An 18986-nucleotide genomic window follows, 5' to 3' on the forward strand; every position below is an offset into this window, starting at 1 on the left:
AAGGTTTAATTGATAGACGCGTTTTCCGTGCCGTTCAATTCCCGAATCGATGCCCCTTGAATTAGCAGGCAAAAGCTGATGACCTCTTCTGTACTGCTATAAGCGGCTGAGACAGTAATCCGAGCTGAGAAAGAGTTGCCTTTTAGGGGTTGGAACTTTAACTCCAAAACTCCAGGTTGCTTCACCTGTCTAAGCTCGTCAAACTGGGCTTTTAGCGCTGGGCGATCTTGCTCGAAAACTAATCGATAACAAGTTGTGCCCACTAACCCATCTAATTTACTGGCAAATAAAACAGTAGCTGCTTGACTTGCTTCCTGAATGACTCCAGATGAGTTAACCACCAGGTAAATGTCGAATACAGCATTAAAAAGATCGCGATAACGCCGTCGCTGAATCTCGACTGATTTCCAGATCGCTTTCAGGGATGACAATGGAGAGTTTTCATCTGGTTCGTCCGATAAGGCTTGACTAGAATTGAGGATCTCGCGATCGATCCTGTCTAGCTCGGTTGACTGTTGAGCAAATTCTTGATGGGACTTGTGAATTAACTCCTCTGCCCTCTTGCGATTGGTAATGTCGAGGTTGATGCCAGCCATCCGAATGGGTTTGCCTGCTTCGTTATAAAAAGCTTTTCCTTTACTAGCAATCCAGCGGACAGTGCCATTAGACCAGACGACTCGAAACTCGATGTCATAATCTTCCTGGCGCTTGATTGCAGTGCTCACTGCCTGTTGAACATAGTCTCGATCGTTAGGATGTAGGTGACTCAAGAAGGTTTCATAGCTGCCATCAAACTCTCCAGGCACAAAACCAAACATTGTTTCCAGGTTGGGCGACCAGGTGATGCGGCCGGTGGTCAATTCGGTATCCCAGATTCCTAGTTGGGCTGCCTCAAGGGCAATTCGCAGTTTTTCTTCACTCTCACGCAGGTAGGTTTCAGCTCGTTTACGGGCAGTAATATCGCGAACGAAATTCAGAATGGCGAGCCGGTTTTCGTACTCAATCACGCGGCTGCTAACTTCAACAGGAATTTCCCTGCCGTCTTTACAGCGGTAGACATGCTCAAATACGATGCTGCCAAAATTTTCCAGGTCTCGCAGGAGAGATGCCCGACGCGCAGTATCTAGGGGCAAGCTAATTTCACTGAAGGGAATCGAAAATAGCTCTCGCCGGGTATAACCTAGCAGAATCGACGCGACCCAGTTTACCTCTAGAAGTTCATGGGTTACAGCGTCAACGATAAAAATTGAGTCAGTGGCAGATTCGAATAAGTTGCGGTATTTTTCTTCTGATTCTCGCAGTGCAATTTCTGTCTGTTTACGCTCGGTGATGTCTCTGGCTACAAAAACGGCTGTGCTGATGTCGCCTTGCATCCCCCGAATTGGATTGAATATGTATTCGTAGTCCCGAGATGCAGTGGTTGTCGGAATTGTGATTTCGCCGCTGAGCGGCTGACCGCTGATGAAAACTTGACGATGCTGGTTGTTGAGGAGAGTGGTAAGGTCAGCCGAAAGATGCAAATCTTCGCAGGTTTTACCAATTAAGTAGTTGCGCTCGCACTCAAAGGCGCGTGCCCCAGCGGGGTTAACGTAGGTGTAGCGACCTAGTCGATCTTGCACAAAGATCAGGTCGGGTATGCCAGAGAGAATTTGGTTTAAGACGATCGCCTGCTGACTGTTGTGTTCTGTGATGAGTGTTGCCAGGTCAGCGGATTGTTGCTGTAATCGTTGGCTAGGTGAGCTGTCTTCAGGAGACTCTGGGGAGGGTGCAAGAACTGAACGCTCTGTTTCTAGCAGTGAATCAACGACCTGCTTAAGATCCGCAATTTGGCGTAGGTTTGTTAGACTCAAGCGATCGCTCGTCTGCATCTCAGTCAATTGACCGATCAGCTCTGCAATTTGCTCCTCTAGCTGAGTCCGTTGTGGCTGGATAGCCTCAGAAATAGCAGGAGAAATTGAGGGAGAAATCCCAAAAGCATCAGCGAGAACATTTAGAATTAACGAATTTTCACCGATTTGATCGGCGTTTGCACGGGCGGCGATTGCTTGACTCAGTGCTTCTGGAAGTTGAATTGTAATTGAGGTGTAGGTCATGGTAACACTGCGCTATCTGGCTGAACTTTGTATTGCCAGACACTTGATGGGTCGTTATGTTGCTATGCTTGTGTCGCCACACACTGATACACCTTTCCTCAACACAATTATCTCACTTCCAACCCAAGTTGAGCAATCCTTTCGGAGAATCTAGAATAATTTTTATTTTAAGTAAAATGGAGCAGTTCATGAAAGGTTTATAAAGCTTGTCTAATGCTATTGCAAAAACCTTACAGGTAAAAGATTATTAATAGAGTGCAACACACGTATTGCAAAGTTATAGAGCAGCTAATTAAGCGGTTGCAATTACTTTAACAGCCCGTATTGCAGTTGGTTGTGCGTTCAGTATCGCTTAAGTTCCTGCCCTTTATCTTGCTAACGGTCATCTACCTGGAAATAGGGTTTATTTAATCAAGTTTGGCTTGATTTAACATGCTTAATTAGCCGCTTTGTAAAGATAGAGTGGGGGTTTTGTTGATCTTTAATGAAAACTCAAACTGCTTGAATTGCGCTTCAAAAATTAGGTGCATTACCAACAGAAATATAGCGGTTGCTTGAGGCAAACCGTAGGCTGCATCTTTGTACCAGTGTCTAAGTAGACAGGGTACACCGCCAGACTCTTCATCTAAGTCGTGTGTATGGGCATTGAGCCTGGACAGATTGATTTGTCTCCTAAGTAGGGACTGATTTCTGATAGGCAAAAGAAATCTTCTTCTCTTGGTACTTGTTAATACAGCTTACTAATACAGATAGCTAAAGCATTGCTTGATGTGGCTAGAGAGCAGTGCGGTTTTAGGAGCTATTTCTGTGCGCTATTTCAAATACGAAGTTGTTGGATCTCAACCCTATGAGTTCATTTCGCAATTTTGGAGAAGCCCCTATGGGACTGAAACTGCTTAATTCCAGCAGTCAATCTACCTGCTTAACAAGCCCTAATCTCAGACGGGCGTTGAGAAAGATGGCTCTTTTCCTGGCAGAAAGTTGGAAGTCTGACCATCCTGAACCCAACCCGGAGTTTGAAAAAGATGTTGATGCCTGTGTCTCCCAGGTGACAGTAGAAATGGCTAAAGCTGCCAAAGCGGTAGGAGGAGTTGCTAGCGTAGCTGTCTTAAGTGGAGCGGGTTCGGAGGCAGCAAGATTTGCTTGCAGTTGTGTGTTATCGAGTTCAGAAGACTCAGTATCAGCGTTGGAGGACTCAAAAGAGTCTATGTCATAAGAGTTTGCGTAGATTTACGCCGTTAACTCGTCTTGCAATTCCTTAAACGTTTTCATTTCTCCCTACGCAAGCTTTTGCGCTCTTTTCACGTTGCGATTTTATTTTGCACGGGCTTTTCACACTCATTTACTACCCTCCGGGAACCGAGCTATGGCCACTCAATCTCACTCTGATCCAGCCGCTAATTCACAAGCGCAACGTCAGTCACAATTTCAACTAAAGCCTTCGGAGTCTATAGTTCAGTTTGACTTAGCATCAGAGCAATGTAAACCTGAAGCTTTGCCTAAGAAATTTCAGGATCTTTCGGTTAGCCATAAACAGTTAATTGGAATGCTGATGGCTGAAATTTCCACAGTTGGTTTGGCAGGGGTAGGAACAGCTTTGCTGGTTTCGGCAGGGGCGGGTCAGGCTAGGGCCGAACTAGTTGTGACGGAGACTGAATACAGCGTCCAAACAAATTTGTTAAAAGCTTATGTCCAGGACCAGGCTGAAGACACGAGTGTAGTCACAGCGGCTAGAGCTCGACAAACGGGGCAATTGTCTCACCCTGAAATGCAGCAACAGGTTGATCAAGCTTCACAAGAGCAGGTTTCAAATTTTGGGGTAGAGTTTTCTACGCTAATTGGACAAGATTTGCAGGCGATCGCCGCTCAAGCTTTGCCGGGATCTGAAGCGGAAGCATCTGCTGTGGTTGTTCGGGAAACGCCGGAAACCTCCTCCAATACCACGATGTTGTGGGGGTTAGGGCTATTGGCGATCGCCACTGCTGCCTTGGGGGTTGGGTTGGGGCTAGTAGTTGTGCGGAGAAAAACGACTGCGGTATCCCTGAAGCTGCTACAGCAATCCACCCATCAATTTTTGGAGGGCGATCGCACGATTCGGGCAGATGCCTCTGGAAAAGACGAAGTTGGACAGCTTGCCCACACCTTCAACCGACTGGCAGAGCAGATAACGACTTCAGAAATTGCCATGACGGAGCAGATTCGTCGTCAGGCTAGCGAAATTGAACAAGCCCAGTTTTTTATTCAACAAGCCCAATTTTTTAGCACTGTTGCTGCCTCTGAAACGCGCACGCTGCAAGACTTGGAGACGTTGTTTAAGACAGCCGTACAGGGGGCGCAACAGATCCTAAAAGCGGATCGGGTGGTCATCTATCGTTTTTTACCCAACTGGAGCGGCTACATTTCAGCCGAGGCGGTCGATGCAAATTATCCTCGCGTTATGGGAGGCAAAATTGAAGATGCTTGCATTGGACAGGAGCTAATCGAGGCTTACCGAAAAGGACGGGTTGTCGCGACTAACAATGTTTATGAAGCAGGCTTTCACCCCGATCATCTCAGGCTGATGGAGCAACTTAAGGTCAAAGCCAACCTGGTTACGCCTATCCTTCGCGACGGCGAACTTTACGGGTTGCTGGTCGCCCATCACTGCGCCGCTCCTCACATTTGGCAGCAGCCAGAAATTGACTTTTTACAACAGCTAGCTCTCCAACTTGGGCTGGCGATTGATCGAGTTGTTCTGCTCATTCAAAAAGATGGCGCTATCTTGCGAAACCAGCAGCTTAGCGAAATTACAGGCGCGATCGCCAATGCAGTGAGCATTGGGGAAGTTTATCAATGTGCGATCGCTGGCATACGGGAAGCCCTAAAAACCGATCGGGCTGTCGTCTACTTGTTTGATGAAAATTGGCAAGGAACCATCGTTGCTGAAGTCGTCGGGGCAGGCTTTCCTAAAGCCTTGGGTGTTAACATTGCCGACCCTTGCTTTGCTGAGAAATACCTTGATAAGTACCTGGCAGGGCAGGTCCAGGCAACCAACAATATTTACGAAGCCGGATTGAGTGACTGCTATTTAGGACAGCTAGAGCCTTTTGCCGTCAAAGCAAATCTGGTTGCTCCCATCTTGGCTTATGACAAGCTGCACGGGTTACTCGTCACTCATCAATGTTCTACGGCGCGAGCGTGGCAAGAGCCAGAAATTACCTTCTTCAAGCAGATTGCCAGTCAGGTCGGGATTGCTCTCGATCGGATGAACTATTTAGCTCAAAAAGATATGGCGCTCTACCGCGCCCAAAAGCTCAGCGAAATTGCCTCTGCAATCGGCATGGCTGCTGATGTTGAGGAGATTTACAACACTGCTATTGCAGGGGTGCGAGAGAGCCTGAAAACTGAGCGGGCGATCGTTTATCTCTTTGATAAGGATGGGCAAGGACACGTCGTTGCAGAATCCGTCAACAGAGGCTTTCCCCAAGCACTGGGCGCGAACATCGCTGATCCTTGCTTTGCCGACAAATACATTGGCAAATATCTTGCGGGTCGTGTCAAAGCTACTAACAACATTTATGAAGCAGGCTTGAGCGACTGTTATTTGGGACAGTTAGAACCTTTTGAAGTCAAGGCTAATTTGGTCGCGCCGATTCTGGCTTATAGTCGGCTGCACGGTTTGCTGGTGGCGCATCAGTGTTCTGCTCCCCGCACTTGGCAAGAGTCAGACATTGTCTTTTTTAAGCAGGTCGCTACTCAGGTAGGACTTGCGCTCGATCGCGTCAATTTTTTAGAAGAATTGGATCTGGCACGTCAGCAGGCAGAGAACTTGGCCAGAGAACAGCGTCAGCAGCGAGAAGAACTTCAGGATAACTTGCTTCACCTCCTCGATCAGGTGGAGGCAGCAGCAAGGGGCGATTTGACGATTCGGGCAGAGGTGACTACGGGTGAAATTGGCACTGTCGCCGACTTTTTTAACTCAGTTGTGGAAAGTTTGCGGCAAATCGTGACGCAGGTGAAACAGTCTGCCGTTCAGGTGAGTGAGGCGATCGCCGAAAGCGAAGGATCGATTCGCCAGCTTGCAGACTCAGCGCTTCAGCAGGCTGAAGAAATGTCCTATACCTTAAACTCAGTTGAGCAAATGACTCACTCCATTCGAGCGGTGGCTGAGAGCGCCCGTCAGGCTGCTGAGGTGTCTGACAAAGCTTCTGCAACTGCCGAGGCAGGGGGAACTGCGATGGATTTGACGGTGCAAAACATTCTCAGCTTAAGAGACACAATCGGCTCAACAGCCAAAAAAATTAAGCGCCTGGGTGAAGCTTCGCAACAAATCTCTAAAGTAGTGTCCTTGATTGAGAAAATCGCTTTGCAAACTAACCTACTTGCGATTAACGCCGGAATTGAGGCTGCACGAGCCGGGGAAGACGGAAGCGGATTTGCGATCGTTGCAGAGGAAGTGGGGGAACTCGCGACCCAATCGGCAAAGGCTACTGGAGACATTGAAGAAATCGTCGCTGCAATCCAAGCAGAAACCAATCAGGTGGTTAAAGCAATGGAACAAAGCACTTCACAGGTTGTGGAAGGAACTCGCTTAGTCGAAGATGCCAGGGTGAGCCTGAGTGAGATCGTGGAAGTCTCTCATCAAATTAATCAGCTAGTGAAAACCATTTCAGAGGCAACCGTATCCCAAACTCAAACCTCTCTGCTGATCACAGGACTGATCCGAGAAGTTGCCCAAGAGTCAAAACAAACTTCCGATCGCTCCCGTCAGGTCTCCGAGGCACTGCAACGAACTGTAAGCATAGCCAAAGAGTTGCAGATTTCTGTAGAAACGTTCAAGGTTAGCTCTAAAGAAGATGTCGATGAGGAAATTACGTTGCCCCTGTAATGGAGGAAATCGAAGTCAGCAGGCTGTGCCCTTTAATCTCTAAGCCTCCTCCCGACCATTAACGTCACTAATCGTACAAAAGACTTGTCTGATCGAGCCGTCTATTTCAAACTGTGGATCGGCATTTACCAGGAGCTGTATCCAGTCATCGTGGGTAGGGCGGTAGACACCAACAACGACATCATGGACCGGTTGGCGAGTGGCGATCGCCTGCGATACAGGCAAAGCCTCCTTCGGCAAGGGTGAACCATCTTCTGAGACAACTTGCCAATCAGGATCTAAAAAGGTTTTACCTAAAAGCTGCTCTTGGGTGAGTCCTAGAAGTTGCAGGGCTGCCGGATTGCAGAACAAGATTTCGGTTTGGCTGCCGAGGATCAGCACACCAATCTGCAAATTTTGAATCAGCATCCGCAGCCCTTCTTCGCTGATTCGCAGTTGCTCTTCTGCCTGTTTTCGCTCTGTAATATCCGTGACAACGCCAAAACTGCCCTGGTGTTGCCCCTGAGCACTGAGCATCGGTGTTGCCGAAAAAATCGTGTGAACGGAATGCCCTGCTTTATGGCGAAAAGCAATTTCATACGTGCTGCGTTCGCCGTTTATTCGTCTAGCAATTTGCTCGCGCAACATCTCATGGTCTGCCTCGCAAATCAGGCTAAAGCTCTCGTGACCTACAATTTCGTCTCGCTCATAGCCCAACATTTGGCAGATGCGATCGTTGGCGTAGGTATAGATGTTGTGATGGTCAGCAATCAGAAACCCATCGCTCATGGTTTCGACCAGATTGCTAAACTGCTGCTCACCCTCGTCGCGGGCGGCAGCAGTCTGTTTATGTTCTTCAATTTCCTGCTGTAATAGCTCGTTAACCTGAGACAACTCCGCAGTGCGCTGCTTGACGCGCTCTTCTAGGGCTGTCTCTAGCTGTTTGCGCTCGGTAATGTCTCTCGCAAAACTCTGGAAAACGAGGCGATCGCCATACTCAATTAATCGGCAGCTAATCTCAACCGGAAGTTCTGAACCGTTCTTGTGCCGCAGGATGTGCTCAAAAATAACGTTGCCTGTCCGCTGAAGCTCAGGCACAATCTTAGCTTCCCGGCTCGTAGTCGCCTCTGGTGTTTCAATCTCTGTCAGAGTGAGTTGCAACAGTTCCCGCCGAGTGTAGCCCAACCGACGAGCCGCATTGCGATTTGCATTGAGAATGCTACCCGTAGACACGTCAATGATGAAGATAGAATCATTCGCCAACTCAAACAAGTTGCGATACTTCTCTTCAGACTCCCGCAAGGCGATTTCGGCTTTCTTCCGCTCGGTAATTTCCCAGGCGGTACAAATCACCGCATCAATGGTGCCGTTTACTCCATGAATTGGGTTTAGCGCGTATTCATAGTTTTTAGAACCCGATGGGACAACTGTTGCAAACTCACCACTTAAGGGACGACCCCCGGTAAAGATTGCTTCGGCTTTCTTGACCAGCAGCTCCATCATCTCAGCAGACAAACCTAGATCGTGAAACGTTTTGCCCAGAAAATAGCTCTGCTCATACCCAAGCATCCTGGCTCCCGCCGGATTGATATAGGTGCAGCGCCCCATCCGGTCTTGGACGCAGGTTAAACCGGGAGAAGCGGCAAGAATTTGGTCAAGCGCTTTTGCCTGTTGCTTAAGTTGAGCGATAAGCTGCAACTGCTCATCAACAATTTGCTTTTGCCAACTTGGGTCATCGGGTAACGTTTCAACTGCAGTTTGAGACGACCAGCTTCCAGTTGCTAACTCCTCAGAAGGTTGAATGCTAAAGGTTTGGAAAGAGCGAATTGCCTGCTCAAGCACTTGTACCAGGTCAGCAGTATTGCTATTTGTAAGAGATTTTTGGTTTGCTTCTGCCAGCTGATGTGACAGAGTTGTTACCTGCTCTTGCAAGTCATCTAATTGCTGCTGAAGAATCTCAGTGGTGACGGGTGCTGGGGAAGGAGGTTGAAGTCCGTAAGTTTGAGCTAGAGCTTCAATCACAATGGCAGTGCGGTTTCTGCCGGTTGCCCTAGCTTGACTTTCAATAACCTCGATTACTTCTGCTGGTAACCGAAAGGTGATCGTTTTACTAGCCATATAATGTATCGAGGATTACTCAACGACTCGTGAAAATGCTGATGCTCGTACCCAAAAATTTGCCCTATTCTGCAAAGCTGTTTTATTAAAAGCTAGCTTGAATAAACTGGGTAATGGGATTGTCCTGCGATGCACTCCTAGTCACGCGGAGCAACCTCGACACAGCGAAACTATGATGTTAGCGCCTGTGGCAGGAAACCGCGCAACGGCATATTACGTATTTCTATCAGCGCTTGAGGATTTGGCTCAACCGTATTGTTACGGAATTGGATTATGTGGTTTTGGAAAACTACTTAAAGAAACCCTAACTGCTGTGCTATTTGAGAAATATCAGCTGAATGTTTTTACAAGCTTATCCTTAAGATCGCAAAATAGCTGGCTTATTTGCAGAATTTCGCGATTCCCTGACTTTTTTGAGCTTTATGTAAGTCGTTCTATATAGAATCGCAACTTAAGTGGACTATACGAATTTGCTTCTACTAAAAATTAATTTTACTCTTTGATGCATTTGTTTTTTGTAGATATAAAAAATCCCCTCTTAAAAAGGGGAACTAGACGACGGGCTGCCGTCTTTTTAACGAAGGTTAGGAAGGAGCAAAGGGGTTGAAGAACTAGCCCAACCCTAAGTAAATGGCTGTAGGAGTGTCTGCGATCGCTATGCTTGCATGACCTCGAACGCTGGATCTACCGCAACCCAGTCTACAGAGGGTGCTTGCTCAGCGAACTCAGCCTCAATCATTGCTTGAATCCAGAGGTCTTCCTCTTCCTCTAAGTCATTGAGAGCGTAGGTTTGAGTACTTTCAGAGGAGAGTGTAGTGGGAAGCAGGACGTTGGCCGGAGCCTCGATATCGTTGAATAGCTGTTCAGAGCGTTCTGGCATGAAGAATTCCGGCGTGGCGATCGCTTCGATCGCTTTCGGGACGAACTCTGCCATTCGCTCTGGCGTGGTGATTGCTTCAGGTGGCGCAACGGCTGCCTCTTGATAGGTGCTGAAGCTAGCCAGATCAAACGCTAACTCTTCTGTAGAAGATGCTTCATCTTCTACCAGCAGATCTGCTGGAGAATCGGCTTGTGGGTCTACCTCAAAACTTTCTGCTGAGTTGTCCAGGTAATATGCACCGTAATAGGCACTATGCTCAACCCCCATAATTTCGGGGGCTGGCATTGTTGCAAGCACTTCGATCGCAGCAAAGTCAGCTTCTGTAGGGCTACTGTCCGCTGGAACTGCTACAGCCGCATCTTCTATGCTGACTCCCGTCAGTTCGCGGGTGTATTCCTCTGAATATTGGGTGAGGACAGCTTCGGCAAAGGCGATCGCTTGCAGCTGCTCGGGTGGAGTGACTGCATTAATTGAGCTTGGCAACGACAGCTCTGCGGCACTTTCAATGTCGCTCGCCTCAGGACGCTCTGGAGTCGCAGTAGAAACGGGCTTAGCGATCGCTTGCTGAGTCAAATCTCCAGCGATCAGGGCAGCCAGGGTATAAAACGCAGTTGTTGAAACACGCATAGTCTGAATTCAACAGATAAAAGGCGGCGTTCTTATGCTAGAGAGACATTCAGCATGGAGCAAACATCACAAACTGTTGTCGGTCTAAACTTTTAGAAGTCAATTCACTCCAGAAATCAATTCATTCCGGAAATCAATTCTTTATGAAGTCAACTACTAATACACCCAGAGGAGTCAAGAATCAGGATAACGGCTAGAAATCTATTTCAGGGTAGCAGCCTTACTATAACAGTCTGATCTAATTCGTGAATAGGACTTCGTGAATAGCATGAGTTTGCGAAAGCATTGTCTGAAGCAGTGAATCGCTCAAAACTTCTCTCAAAAGTGATTTTAAGAGGTCTATGTTTGAGGTCATGACCTTTTGCAGTATATTAATAAAAATTAGCTACGTTGAAGATTCTTAAACTTACAGGTAGATAATTTTCACCCCCTCATATCCTTTCACCTCCTTAAAATTTTTAGTCTATGCAGTCTTCGCAAAGTCCTGATCCGACTCGTGGTCAGCTTGAGAGAACCCTTTCTCAGCGAATTCAAGCGCTGTATCGAACTCAACTTGGGCACCGTCCCAACAAAGTCACCTGCAACATTTTGGGTGAAAAGCTGATGATTGTACTGGAAGAGGCAATTACTCAGGCTGAGCAACTTTTGTCTAGTACAGGTCGAGAAGCTTTAGCCGAGCAGGTTCACTTTGATCTGGATAAGGCGCTTCAGCCACAGCTAACCGAGCTGATTGAAGAGGTGCTAGGGGTTAGTGTGGCTGATTTGCTGAGTGATGCCAAGTTGGAAACCGGGCGAACGGGGATGATCGCAATCCTAGAAGCAGAGCCTCAAGTTCGAGAGCCTTCTGCTAAGACGAAGCTTAAGAAACAGACCGCATACGACTTAGATGTTGCTGAAGCATAACCTCCAGTTCGTCAAGGTTGTAAGGCTTGTAGATATAGTCTTCACAGCCTGTTTGTAGAATACTCTCGCGATCCTCTGCTCTCGCGAGAGCCGTAACTGCAATTATCGGAATGTGAGCTGTCTCAACGGTCTGTTTGAGCTGGCGAATAATCTCTAACCCACTGAGGTCTGGCAAGACAATATCCATCAGGATTAAGTCTGGCTGATAAGCCTGAGCCAGCGGCAAAGCGGCTTGCCCCTTTAACGTACTAATGCTAGAGAACCCAAACAGATCGAGAGCATGCAGCAGCATCAGCAAGTTGTCTTCATTGTCATCAACAGCCAAGATTAGCGGCCGGTTAGCCACACAGTTAGGTCCGGAGGCAAAAGGTAATTCTAAGTCCATACTCTTCAGCAGAAAAGTGACTGATCAGGGAATGCTCTAGAGAGGATCTGACGAGGCACTCACGTAGGCGGCTATCTGGCACCTTCATGAAGACATGGCTCGTGTGTTTGTGAAGATGGATTGAGACTGTAAATCAATTCACCACTAGAAACACAACACTATGTGAAGCATTTTAATACTAATTTAAGATTTTTGATGGAAAACAAGAAATGCATAGACTCTGATCAAATTCTGAGTTGAGAGGCTTGCTTCGCTTGAGGGATAATCTAGCTCAAGAAGCAAAGCTCTGCAAAGCGTCTGCATGTGTAAGTCGCGAAAGTTGCTTACATAGTGACCAAAAATTCCTCTTCTAGCGTTTTTAAGGACAAAACTGAGATTTGCGTGTCTTTATGGGCGATCGCCCGTTCGGCTTCGGTGTTGTAACCCCAATCTGCCAAATAAAGCTTGACGTGGCTCAGAGCTGGCTGATTTTGGATAGTTTGTAGCGTTTTCAGCCGATCTTCTACAAACCAGATAGAAATGGGTTGATCCGTGTTGCTGCTGAATTGCTGATGTAGAGTACGCAAGGTCTGAGCCTTTGGTTGTTTCACCTCTTTGCCATAAATTTGAGCGGTCGGCAGATCAATTCCCTGTTGCTGTAGAAGCTGACGCACAAATCTGCCTTCTTTCGTCGTGATAATCGCGAGGTGAATGGAACTTTTTAGAACGCGCTGGAGCAGCGAGGTAATGCCCGGGTAGAAGCGATGTTGCGCCAGCCAGCCTTCCAGGTCAACTGCAATCCATTCATCTCGAACCTGATCGACGCTGTCCGCAATCTCACTTGGGTTGAGATTGTCTTCGGTGATTTGCCGTTGGGCGATCGCCTGCCAATTCTCTAGGATCTCGTCTTCTGGCGTGTTGAGGAGGAGCGATCGCAACAGCACTGGCATTTCCCAGCCCGTTTCAATCACTGGGCGCAGGCGATAAAACTGTTCAGCTAAACCCGGAGGCGGCATGGTGTCAGCAGGCGACCAAATTCGGCCGTAGGCTCGCCATGCCGTTTGAAAGTACTCAATCAACCCGTCACAAACGACCCCGTCAAAATCGAGCGCTAAAATTGTCGGCATTGTTGGCATAGCGCAATCCTACTGCTGAAAACTTGCTGCACCTCAACTTTATCAGGACTAGTTTTGAGCATTTGGAAGAGGTTTGAAAAGTGCGGATTTTGGTACCTGGCGTTTGTCTCCCGCAAAATGTGATCGCGATCACATTTTTTTTGCAGAAAAGTCACTGAGGATTTGTACCTAATCAGGCATTCTTATAGATACAGAGTTATCTCGCCGCATTCATGCCTGTTGCTCCTTCTCTGCTGCCAACTGCTCTATCAGATCTCACCGCTCACGTCGCTGAGTCTGGCAATATTACGCTGGCGGATCGCTATGGGTTAATGGCAGCTATTTTTGATGAGTCTATTAGCGAGGAAGAGCGATTTGCGATCGATCGTCTGCTGCGGGCAGTTTGTCGCGGGCGATTTAAGCTAGTGGATGAGCTTTCGGTTGTGATGTAGTATTGAGCGATCGCATTCGATTTAGCACTGCAGCCAGTTCATCAGGGCGAAACATTGCTAGATCTCCTTGGGGAAAAGCCGTGAGAACATCTGGACTGCTGGACTGCAAGTCAGCCATCACGTATTCCAGAATGGTTTTGAGCGAATATTGACCATCTAAATAGTGCTGTTGAATGTAGGTGAGAGCTGCCCCAATTGCTCGGAGTTGGTTCACCTCGACAATTTGCTCAACCGCAGTCAGGTCAATTGCTTCTGCGCCAAACACGAGTTCATCCACATCTCGAACTTTGGTGCGAGGAGGGCGATCGCCCCTCTCCTGCAGGAGGCTAAAGTGAGGAATGCGTTGAGCGATCGCGCCAAATTGACTGCCGCCCTCCGGAGTGCGATCGGTACTGTATTGCTGGGCGATAGCCTTTGCTTGCGCCGTCACTTCCTGCGGTTGAAAGTCTGTCATCGCAATCACCGTGTCGGCTACGTCAAAGTAGTCGCCGCTGCCTCCCATCACCAAAATCGTAGAGACGCTGTAATCCTGATAAAGCTGTCGAATTTTATCGACAAATGGCGTAATTGGTTCTTTTGATTTGGCAATGAGTGCCTGCATTCGGCCATCGCGAATCATAAAATTCGTCGCCGAGGTATCTTCATCCACCAGCAGCACGGTTGCTCCAGCTTCCAGCGCTTCCATGATGTTGGCGGCTTGAGAAGTGCTGCCACTGGCATTCTCAGTTGAAAACTGTTCTGTAGAACGCCCTTGAGGTAAGTGATCGATGAAGGGTGAAATGTTTACCCCAGCAATGCTGCGACCGTCCTCTGCCCGGATTTTGACTGCGGCTGGATCGGTGACTACAAACTCCCGTCCGTCACCGGGAATGTGATTGTAAATGCCGAGGGCGATCGCCTTCAACAGCGTTGATTTACCGTGATAGCCACCTCCCACAATCAGCGTGATCCCAGATGGAATTCCCATACCGCTAATTTCACCCTGGTTGGGACGCTGAAAGCTAACTTGCAGCGACGCAGGTGATTCAAAGGGCAGCGCATTTTGGATAAGGGGGCGATCGTCCACTCCACTTTGGCGCGGCAAGATCGCTCCATTCGCCACAAACGCTACCAGTCCTCGCTCTGCAAGCTTTTGTCTGAGCCAGTCTGCATCTTCCACCGTCTCAACATGATGGCGAAGTGCAGTGGAGTTGAGCTGAGCGTAATTTAGAGCGCGATCGACAATCAGCGGCAAATCTTCACACAATAGCTCTGCTGCCTGTTTGCCTAAAATCGTTCTGCCCCGTGCTGGAAGCCCAACGACGAAACGGGCTTCAAGTTGTTTGGACGTAATCAATACTGAAGTGCGTTCTAGAACTTGTTGGCTGGTGGGGGCGATCGCAATCAGCCCACTATTGCCGCTACCCCGTCGTCCTCTCGCCTCCGCTGCAACCTGAGCAAACTGGCGCGTCAGATAATCTCGCAGTGCAACTTCACGGCTATGGGAACGGTAGAGTTCTTCTGGAAAAGATTGAATCCCTGAATCAGTTTCCTGAGAACCCGTTTGCGGAATCTGCACTCGTAGCCGACTCGGTGACGCAAACGGATCGCCCTGTACATAATCAATACTTAACTGAAAGCCAGCAAACTGATAGACTCCGGCAATCTGCTTATATGCCTTGTAGCTTCGCTGGTCGAGTTGAAGTAACTGTTGATATAACCGCTGAAAATCCATTGCAGCCCAGGATTAAGAGGAAATTGTGTTGGACCGTACTTCATTAGTAGTTTTTCAATATGACTCCTGAAGAATGTAAAAATATGGCGGACATTCGAGCCGAAATCGATCGGTTAGACCGTCAAGTTGTTGGGCTGCTGGGTCAGCGTTTTGCTTACGTCAAAGCTGCTTCCCGCTTCAAGGCAAGTGAAACTGCCGTCAGAGCACCCAAACGCTTGCAAGCTATGTTACAGCAACGTCGGGTTTGGGCAGAGGAAGAAGGATTAAATGCTGATGCGATCGAAAAAATGTACCAGGATTTAGTAAATCATTTCATTGACGAAGAAATGAAGCATTGGAAGCAATCCGGTGGTCAGTAGGCGCAACACATACAATTTGGGTAGCTTCAATGTATCGTTGACGATTCACTTCGACCAACCTACAAGTTTGTGAGAAATGAGGCTGCGATCGGCAATTAATCAGGAAGGGAATTTTGGCGATCGCCTGTCCTGTAGCAGTACGTCAGAACCTCATACGAAACTCAACTCCATGCTGAGTAAACCCTAGTGCTTATACAATTCGTGAGTTTGTGGTCTAGAGGTGCGACTTGTTGCGATGAGCTTATAGCAGTTTGCTTCCTTGGCTAGCCCAATCACTTGCTTAACCAGGTTTGGACCGACTCCTTTACATCGGTAAGATTCATCCTCATATACATCTTCCATCCGAGCAAACGGCTGGTTGTGCAAATCGTTGTACATCCAGTAGATGTATGCTCGTCCGACCTCAGTTTCGTTGTCCATGACAGAGATGCGAATGCCTTGTGCTTCAACCCTCTCTTTTAAGGTTCACACCCTACCCCTACTTCTACTTGCTCAACTAAAATTAGTTGCATTTTAGTTGTATTTAATACAAATGGAATCATTGCAAGGAACGCTTCACAGTTAAAGCCTCTGAAATTTCTAGCTTTTACGTATTCTCGTTGAATTTGATAAAGTAATGTAAAGCGGCTTTATCAAATCTTTCAGATGCATTTTTGGTAAGAATAACTATAATTGAGAGAACCTGCTGATGGCGATCGCCACCAATTTACGGCTAAGGTTCATCCACGCACACAAACTGGTTTAGTCCAAAACCCTATGCAAGACGAAACCCTTAACCTGAATCAGGAGGACTATAGCCTCTTGACCGACCTTTACCAGTTGACGATGGCAGCTTGCTATGTTGGTGAAGGCTTAGACCAACGACAGGCAAGCTTTGAGATGTTTGTGCGGCATTTGCCTCAAAATTTTGGCTATCTAATTGCGATGGGGTTAGCTCAGGTATTGGAATATCTAGAGCAATTACGCTTTACTCCTGACCAGATCACCGCACTGCAAGCCACCGGAATTTTTGACAATGCGCCTGCCGAGTTTTGGTCCCTGCTAGCAACAGCCCGATTTACTGGAGATGTATGGGCTGTACCTGAAGGAACGGCTGTGTTTGCCAATGAGCCACTGCTGCGGGTTGAGGCTCCACTTTGGCAAGCGCAGATTGTCGAGACTTACGTGCTCAATGTGTTGAACTACCAGAGCTTGGTTGCAACGCGGGCGGCTCGACTGCGAGATGTGGCCGGCCCGGAAGCAACACTGCTGGAGTTTGGCACGCGCCGCGCCTTTGGCCCCCAGGCTTCCCTTTGGACAGCACGAGCAGCTTTAGCAGCAGGTTTGAATTCAACCTCTAATGTGTTGGCTGCCCTAAAACTCGGTCGTCAACCCAGCGGCACAATGGCACACTCGTTAGTCATGGCGCTAACGGCAATTCAAGGTAGTGAGGATGAAGCTTTTACTGCGTTTCACCGCTACTTCCCAGGTGCGCCGTTGTTGATTGATACCTATGACTCTGTTGCTGCTGCAAGCCGATTAGCGGAACGGGTCAAGGCGGGAGAAATCGAGCTAAGCGGTGTGCGGCTGGATTCTGGTGATCTGGTGGAACTGTCGCAACGGGTGCGATCGCTCCTCCCCAACGTTCCCATCTTCGCTAGTGGTGACCTGGACGAATACGAAATTTTGCGTCTGAAAAAAGCAGGAGCCAACATCGACGGTTACGGCTTGGGCACCAAATTAGTTACGGGCGCACCTGCCAATGGCGTTTACAAACTGGTCGAGATCGATGGAATCCCCGTAATGAAAGAATCAAGCGGCAAATTCACCTATCCTGGACGCAAGCAAATTTTCCGTCGCTTCAAGTCAGGAGCAGAACAAGAATTTGAGGGCGATCGCCTCGCTCTAGCCACCGAACCTGCTGCCGATGGCGAACAACCGCTGCTGCAACTGGTGATGAAACAAGGTCAAAGGGTGCAGCCCGTTGAAGAAATGGAGGCGATCGCCCCCCAAGGAGAACTGCTTCGTATTGCTCAACGCACTCTTACCTCTGTCAACAGCCTTCCCCCTCCCATCCGCCAAGTTGAACACCCTCTCTCTGTCACTCCCGAAATCTCACCTGCTCTGCAAGAAATGACCCAACGGACACAACAGAGAATTCGTAAGTCTTATACTGAGCAAAATTCGTAGGCCCAATACCCATCATGGCTGCAATCGCACTTTTCGGAACTAGCGCTGATCCGCCGACCGCAGGACATCAGCAAATTCTCAACTGGCTGTCTCACCATTTTGACGAGGTGTGGGTTTGGGCCTCTGACAATCCGTTTAAGTCACACCAAACCTTGCTGGCACACCGAGCAGCGATGCTTCGATTGTTGATTGAAGATATCGATCCACCACGCCACAACATTCATTTGCGGCAGGAGTTGAGCAGTCCCAGAGCTTTAGTGACAGTCGAACAGGCTCGTCAGCAAGGGGCAGATGCAGAATTCACCCTGGTGGTTGGCTCTGACCTGGTTGGGCAGTTGCCCCGCTGGTATCGGTCAGACGAGTTATTTCGTCAGGTCAACTTGTTGGTGGTACCGCGACCGGGTTATTCACTGGAGGAGGCTAATTTAGAGGGGTTAAGGGATCTGGGTGCAAGGGTGGCGATCGCTGACATGACGGGCCCAGCGGTTTCCTCAACAGCGTATCGTGAAGAGGGAGACTCCCATATCCTCACCCCGCCAATCGAGGATTACATTTATCGAGAGCAGCTATACGAATGGCAGGACGCACCCAGAAAAAGACTGCTGACTCGTCCCCACAGCAGACCCTAGCCGACTTCAAAGTAGGAGTCGATAACGTGATCTTTTCGGTCGATACCGCTCAGAATCGTCTGTTGGTGTTGCTAGTGATGCGTCACGAAGAGCCGTTTTTAGGACGTTGGAGTCTTCCAGGAAGGTTGGTGCGATGGGGCGAATCTCTGGAAGATGCTGCTTATCGCGTACTGTCTGAAAAGATTCGCGTCAAAAACCTTTATCTAGAGCAGCTCTATACCTTTGGTGGTCCTGATCGCGATCCCCGTGAGGCAGAAAGCAGCTATGGAGAACGTTATCTCTCGGTTAGCTATTTTGCCCTAGTGCGGTTTGTTGAAGCTGAGTTAATCGCGGATGGTGTGAGTGGCATCGCCTGGTATCCAATGGAGCAAGTTCCAGAACTTGCCTTTGACCACAATCAGGTGTTGGAATATGGCTATCGTCGTCTGCGAAACAAGTTGGAATATAGTCCGGTTGCCTTCGATGTGTTGCCAGAGGTGTTCACATTGGGCGATTTGTACCAGCTTTACACCACCGTTTTAGGCGAAAACTTTGCCGACTATTCTAATTTTCGTTCTCGCTTGCTAAAACTGGGGTTTCTCTGCGATACCGGAGTTAAGGTTTCTAGAGGAGCCGGACGACCAGCTAGCCTATATCGCTTTGATGCTGAAGCTTTTGCTCCGCTAAAAGACAAACCATTAGTGTTTATTTAGTGATGAGTTTTGAGTTAGGAAATGG

General features: G+C 48.3%; 16 protein-coding genes. 9 read left to right on the forward strand and 7 right to left on the reverse strand.

Annotation, left to right across the window (positions count from 1 at the left end):
* Positions 1-5: 5 nt before the first annotated feature.
* Positions 6-2093, reverse strand: a complete 2088-nt coding sequence (locus H6F88_RS18755) for a PAS domain S-box protein (RefSeq protein ID WP_190644267.1) — start codon at positions 2091-2093, stop codon at positions 6-8.
* On the opposite strand from H6F88_RS18755, the gene H6F88_RS18760 reads away from it, so the two are divergent.
* From H6F88_RS18760 to H6F88_RS18770, 3 genes are all read left to right on the forward strand, one after another.
* Complete coding sequence (locus H6F88_RS18760) at positions 2092-2247, forward strand: hypothetical protein (RefSeq protein ID WP_190644268.1); 156 nt, start codon at positions 2092-2094, stop codon at positions 2245-2247. The two genes, H6F88_RS18755 and H6F88_RS18760, sit on opposite strands and share 2 nt — an antisense overlap.
* A 726-nt stretch (positions 2248-2973) precedes the next feature.
* Complete coding sequence (locus H6F88_RS18765; protein WP_190644269.1) at positions 2974-3309, forward strand: hypothetical protein; 336 nt, start codon at positions 2974-2976, stop codon at positions 3307-3309.
* A gap of 150 nt (positions 3310-3459) precedes the next feature.
* Positions 3460-6960 carry a GAF domain-containing protein gene (locus H6F88_RS18770; RefSeq protein ID WP_190644270.1) on the forward strand — a complete coding sequence of 1167 codons (3501 nt, stop codon included), beginning with the start codon at positions 3460-3462 and terminating at the stop codon, positions 6958-6960.
* 39 nt (positions 6961-6999) lie between these two features.
* Here H6F88_RS18770 and H6F88_RS18775 read toward each other — a convergent pair whose 3' ends face one another.
* Both H6F88_RS18775 and H6F88_RS18780 read right to left on the reverse strand, forming a co-directional pair.
* Complete coding sequence (locus H6F88_RS18775) at positions 7000-9057, reverse strand: PAS domain S-box protein (protein WP_190644271.1); 2058 nt, start codon at positions 9055-9057, stop codon at positions 7000-7002.
* Between the two features lie 655 nt (positions 9058-9712).
* On the reverse strand, positions 9713-10564 hold the full coding sequence (locus tag H6F88_RS18780) for a hypothetical protein (protein WP_190644272.1): 852 nt from the start codon (positions 10562-10564) through the stop codon (positions 9713-9715).
* A gap of 465 nt (positions 10565-11029) precedes the next feature.
* Here H6F88_RS18780 and H6F88_RS18785 point away from each other — a divergent pair, with 465 nt between their 5' ends.
* Entirely contained in the window at positions 11030-11467 is a 438-nt protein-coding gene (locus tag H6F88_RS18785) for a DUF2294 domain-containing protein (protein WP_190644273.1), read from the forward strand.
* Here the strand turns inward: H6F88_RS18785 and H6F88_RS18790 are convergent.
* Both H6F88_RS18790 and H6F88_RS18795 read right to left on the reverse strand, forming a co-directional pair.
* Entirely contained in the window at positions 11424-11852 is a 429-nt protein-coding gene (locus H6F88_RS18790; protein ID WP_190644274.1) for a response regulator, read from the reverse strand. The genes H6F88_RS18785 and H6F88_RS18790 overlap by 44 nt on opposite strands.
* 323 nt (positions 11853-12175) lie before the next feature.
* Positions 12176-12967: an HAD hydrolase-like protein gene (locus H6F88_RS18795; protein ID WP_190644275.1), complete on the reverse strand. Its 792-nt coding sequence runs from the start codon at positions 12965-12967 to the stop codon at positions 12176-12178.
* Positions 12968-13179: 212 nt separating this feature from the next.
* Between H6F88_RS18795 and H6F88_RS18800 the strand changes: the two genes are divergently transcribed.
* Positions 13180-13398 carry a hypothetical protein gene (locus tag H6F88_RS18800; protein WP_190644276.1) on the forward strand — a complete coding sequence of 73 codons (219 nt, stop codon included), beginning with the start codon at positions 13180-13182 and terminating at the stop codon, positions 13396-13398.
* On the opposite strand, the gene H6F88_RS18805 is transcribed toward H6F88_RS18800, so the two are convergent.
* Positions 13364-15112: an ABC-ATPase domain-containing protein gene (locus H6F88_RS18805; RefSeq protein ID WP_190644277.1), complete on the reverse strand. Its 1749-nt coding sequence runs from the start codon at positions 15110-15112 to the stop codon at positions 13364-13366. The genes H6F88_RS18800 and H6F88_RS18805 overlap by 35 nt on opposite strands.
* A 59-nt stretch (positions 15113-15171) precedes the next feature.
* Between H6F88_RS18805 and H6F88_RS18810 the strand changes: the two genes are divergently transcribed.
* Positions 15172-15471 (forward strand): isochorismate lyase, encoded by a 300-nt coding sequence (locus H6F88_RS18810; RefSeq protein WP_190644278.1) that lies wholly within the window; start codon positions 15172-15174, stop codon positions 15469-15471.
* A 183-nt stretch (positions 15472-15654) separates the two neighbouring features.
* On the opposite strand, the gene H6F88_RS18815 is transcribed toward H6F88_RS18810, so the two are convergent.
* A complete protein-coding gene (locus H6F88_RS18815) occupies positions 15655-15891 on the reverse strand; it encodes a GNAT family N-acetyltransferase (RefSeq protein WP_199333685.1) in 237 nt (78 codons plus the stop codon).
* A 336-nt stretch (positions 15892-16227) separates the two neighbouring features.
* On the opposite strand from H6F88_RS18815, the gene H6F88_RS18820 reads away from it, so the two are divergent.
* The 3 genes from H6F88_RS18820 to H6F88_RS18830 are packed head-to-tail and all read left to right on the forward strand — an operon-like array spanning position 16228 to position 18961.
* Positions 16228-17640, forward strand: coding sequence for a nicotinate phosphoribosyltransferase (locus H6F88_RS18820; protein WP_190644362.1), 1413 nt, complete (start codon positions 16228-16230; stop codon positions 17638-17640).
* Between the two features lie 14 nt (positions 17641-17654).
* Positions 17655-18269 carry a nicotinate-nucleotide adenylyltransferase gene (locus H6F88_RS18825; RefSeq protein WP_190644279.1) on the forward strand — a complete coding sequence of 205 codons (615 nt, stop codon included), beginning with the start codon at positions 17655-17657 and terminating at the stop codon, positions 18267-18269.
* Positions 18215-18961, forward strand: a complete 747-nt coding sequence (locus tag H6F88_RS18830) for an NUDIX domain-containing protein (protein WP_190644280.1) — start codon at positions 18215-18217, stop codon at positions 18959-18961. Before H6F88_RS18825 ends, H6F88_RS18830 begins: the two co-directional genes overlap by 55 nt.
* The last annotated feature ends 25 nt before the right edge of the window (positions 18962-18986 follow it).

Source organism: Oculatella sp. FACHB-28, from assembly GCF_014696015.1.
Lineage (GTDB): Bacteria > Cyanobacteriota > Cyanobacteriia > Elainellales > Elainellaceae > JAAUTN01.

Coding starts and splice junctions, on each gene's coding strand:
- H6F88_RS18760 (WP_190644268.1), top strand. CDS start 2,092: ATGGTAACACTGCGCTATCTGGCTGAACTTTGTATTGCCAGACACTTG.
- H6F88_RS18755 (WP_190644267.1), bottom strand. CDS start 2,093: ATGACCTACACCTCAATTACAATTCAACTTCCAGAAGCACTGAGTCAA.
- H6F88_RS18765 (WP_190644269.1), top strand. CDS start 2,974: ATGGGACTGAAACTGCTTAATTCCAGCAGTCAATCTACCTGCTTAACA.
- H6F88_RS18770 (WP_190644270.1), top strand. CDS start 3,460: ATGGCCACTCAATCTCACTCTGATCCAGCCGCTAATTCACAAGCGCAA.
- H6F88_RS18775 (WP_190644271.1), bottom strand. CDS start 9,057: ATGGCTAGTAAAACGATCACCTTTCGGTTACCAGCAGAAGTAATCGAG.
- H6F88_RS18780 (WP_190644272.1), bottom strand. CDS start 10,564: ATGCGTGTTTCAACAACTGCGTTTTATACCCTGGCTGCCCTGATCGCT.
- H6F88_RS18785 (WP_190644273.1), top strand. CDS start 11,030: ATGCAGTCTTCGCAAAGTCCTGATCCGACTCGTGGTCAGCTTGAGAGA.
- H6F88_RS18790 (WP_190644274.1), bottom strand. CDS start 11,852: ATGGACTTAGAATTACCTTTTGCCTCCGGACCTAACTGTGTGGCTAAC.
- H6F88_RS18795 (WP_190644275.1), bottom strand. CDS start 12,967: ATGCCAACAATGCCGACAATTTTAGCGCTCGATTTTGACGGGGTCGTT.
- H6F88_RS18800 (WP_190644276.1), top strand. CDS start 13,180: ATGCCTGTTGCTCCTTCTCTGCTGCCAACTGCTCTATCAGATCTCACC.
- H6F88_RS18805 (WP_190644277.1), bottom strand. CDS start 15,112: ATGGATTTTCAGCGGTTATATCAACAGTTACTTCAACTCGACCAGCGA.
- H6F88_RS18810 (WP_190644278.1), top strand. CDS start 15,172: ATGACTCCTGAAGAATGTAAAAATATGGCGGACATTCGAGCCGAAATC.
- H6F88_RS18815 (WP_199333685.1), bottom strand. CDS start 15,891: ATGGACAACGAAACTGAGGTCGGACGAGCATACATCTACTGGATGTAC.
- H6F88_RS18820 (WP_190644362.1), top strand. CDS start 16,228: ATGCAAGACGAAACCCTTAACCTGAATCAGGAGGACTATAGCCTCTTG.
- H6F88_RS18825 (WP_190644279.1), top strand. CDS start 17,655: ATGGCTGCAATCGCACTTTTCGGAACTAGCGCTGATCCGCCGACCGCA.
- H6F88_RS18830 (WP_190644280.1), top strand. CDS start 18,215: ATGGCAGGACGCACCCAGAAAAAGACTGCTGACTCGTCCCCACAGCAG.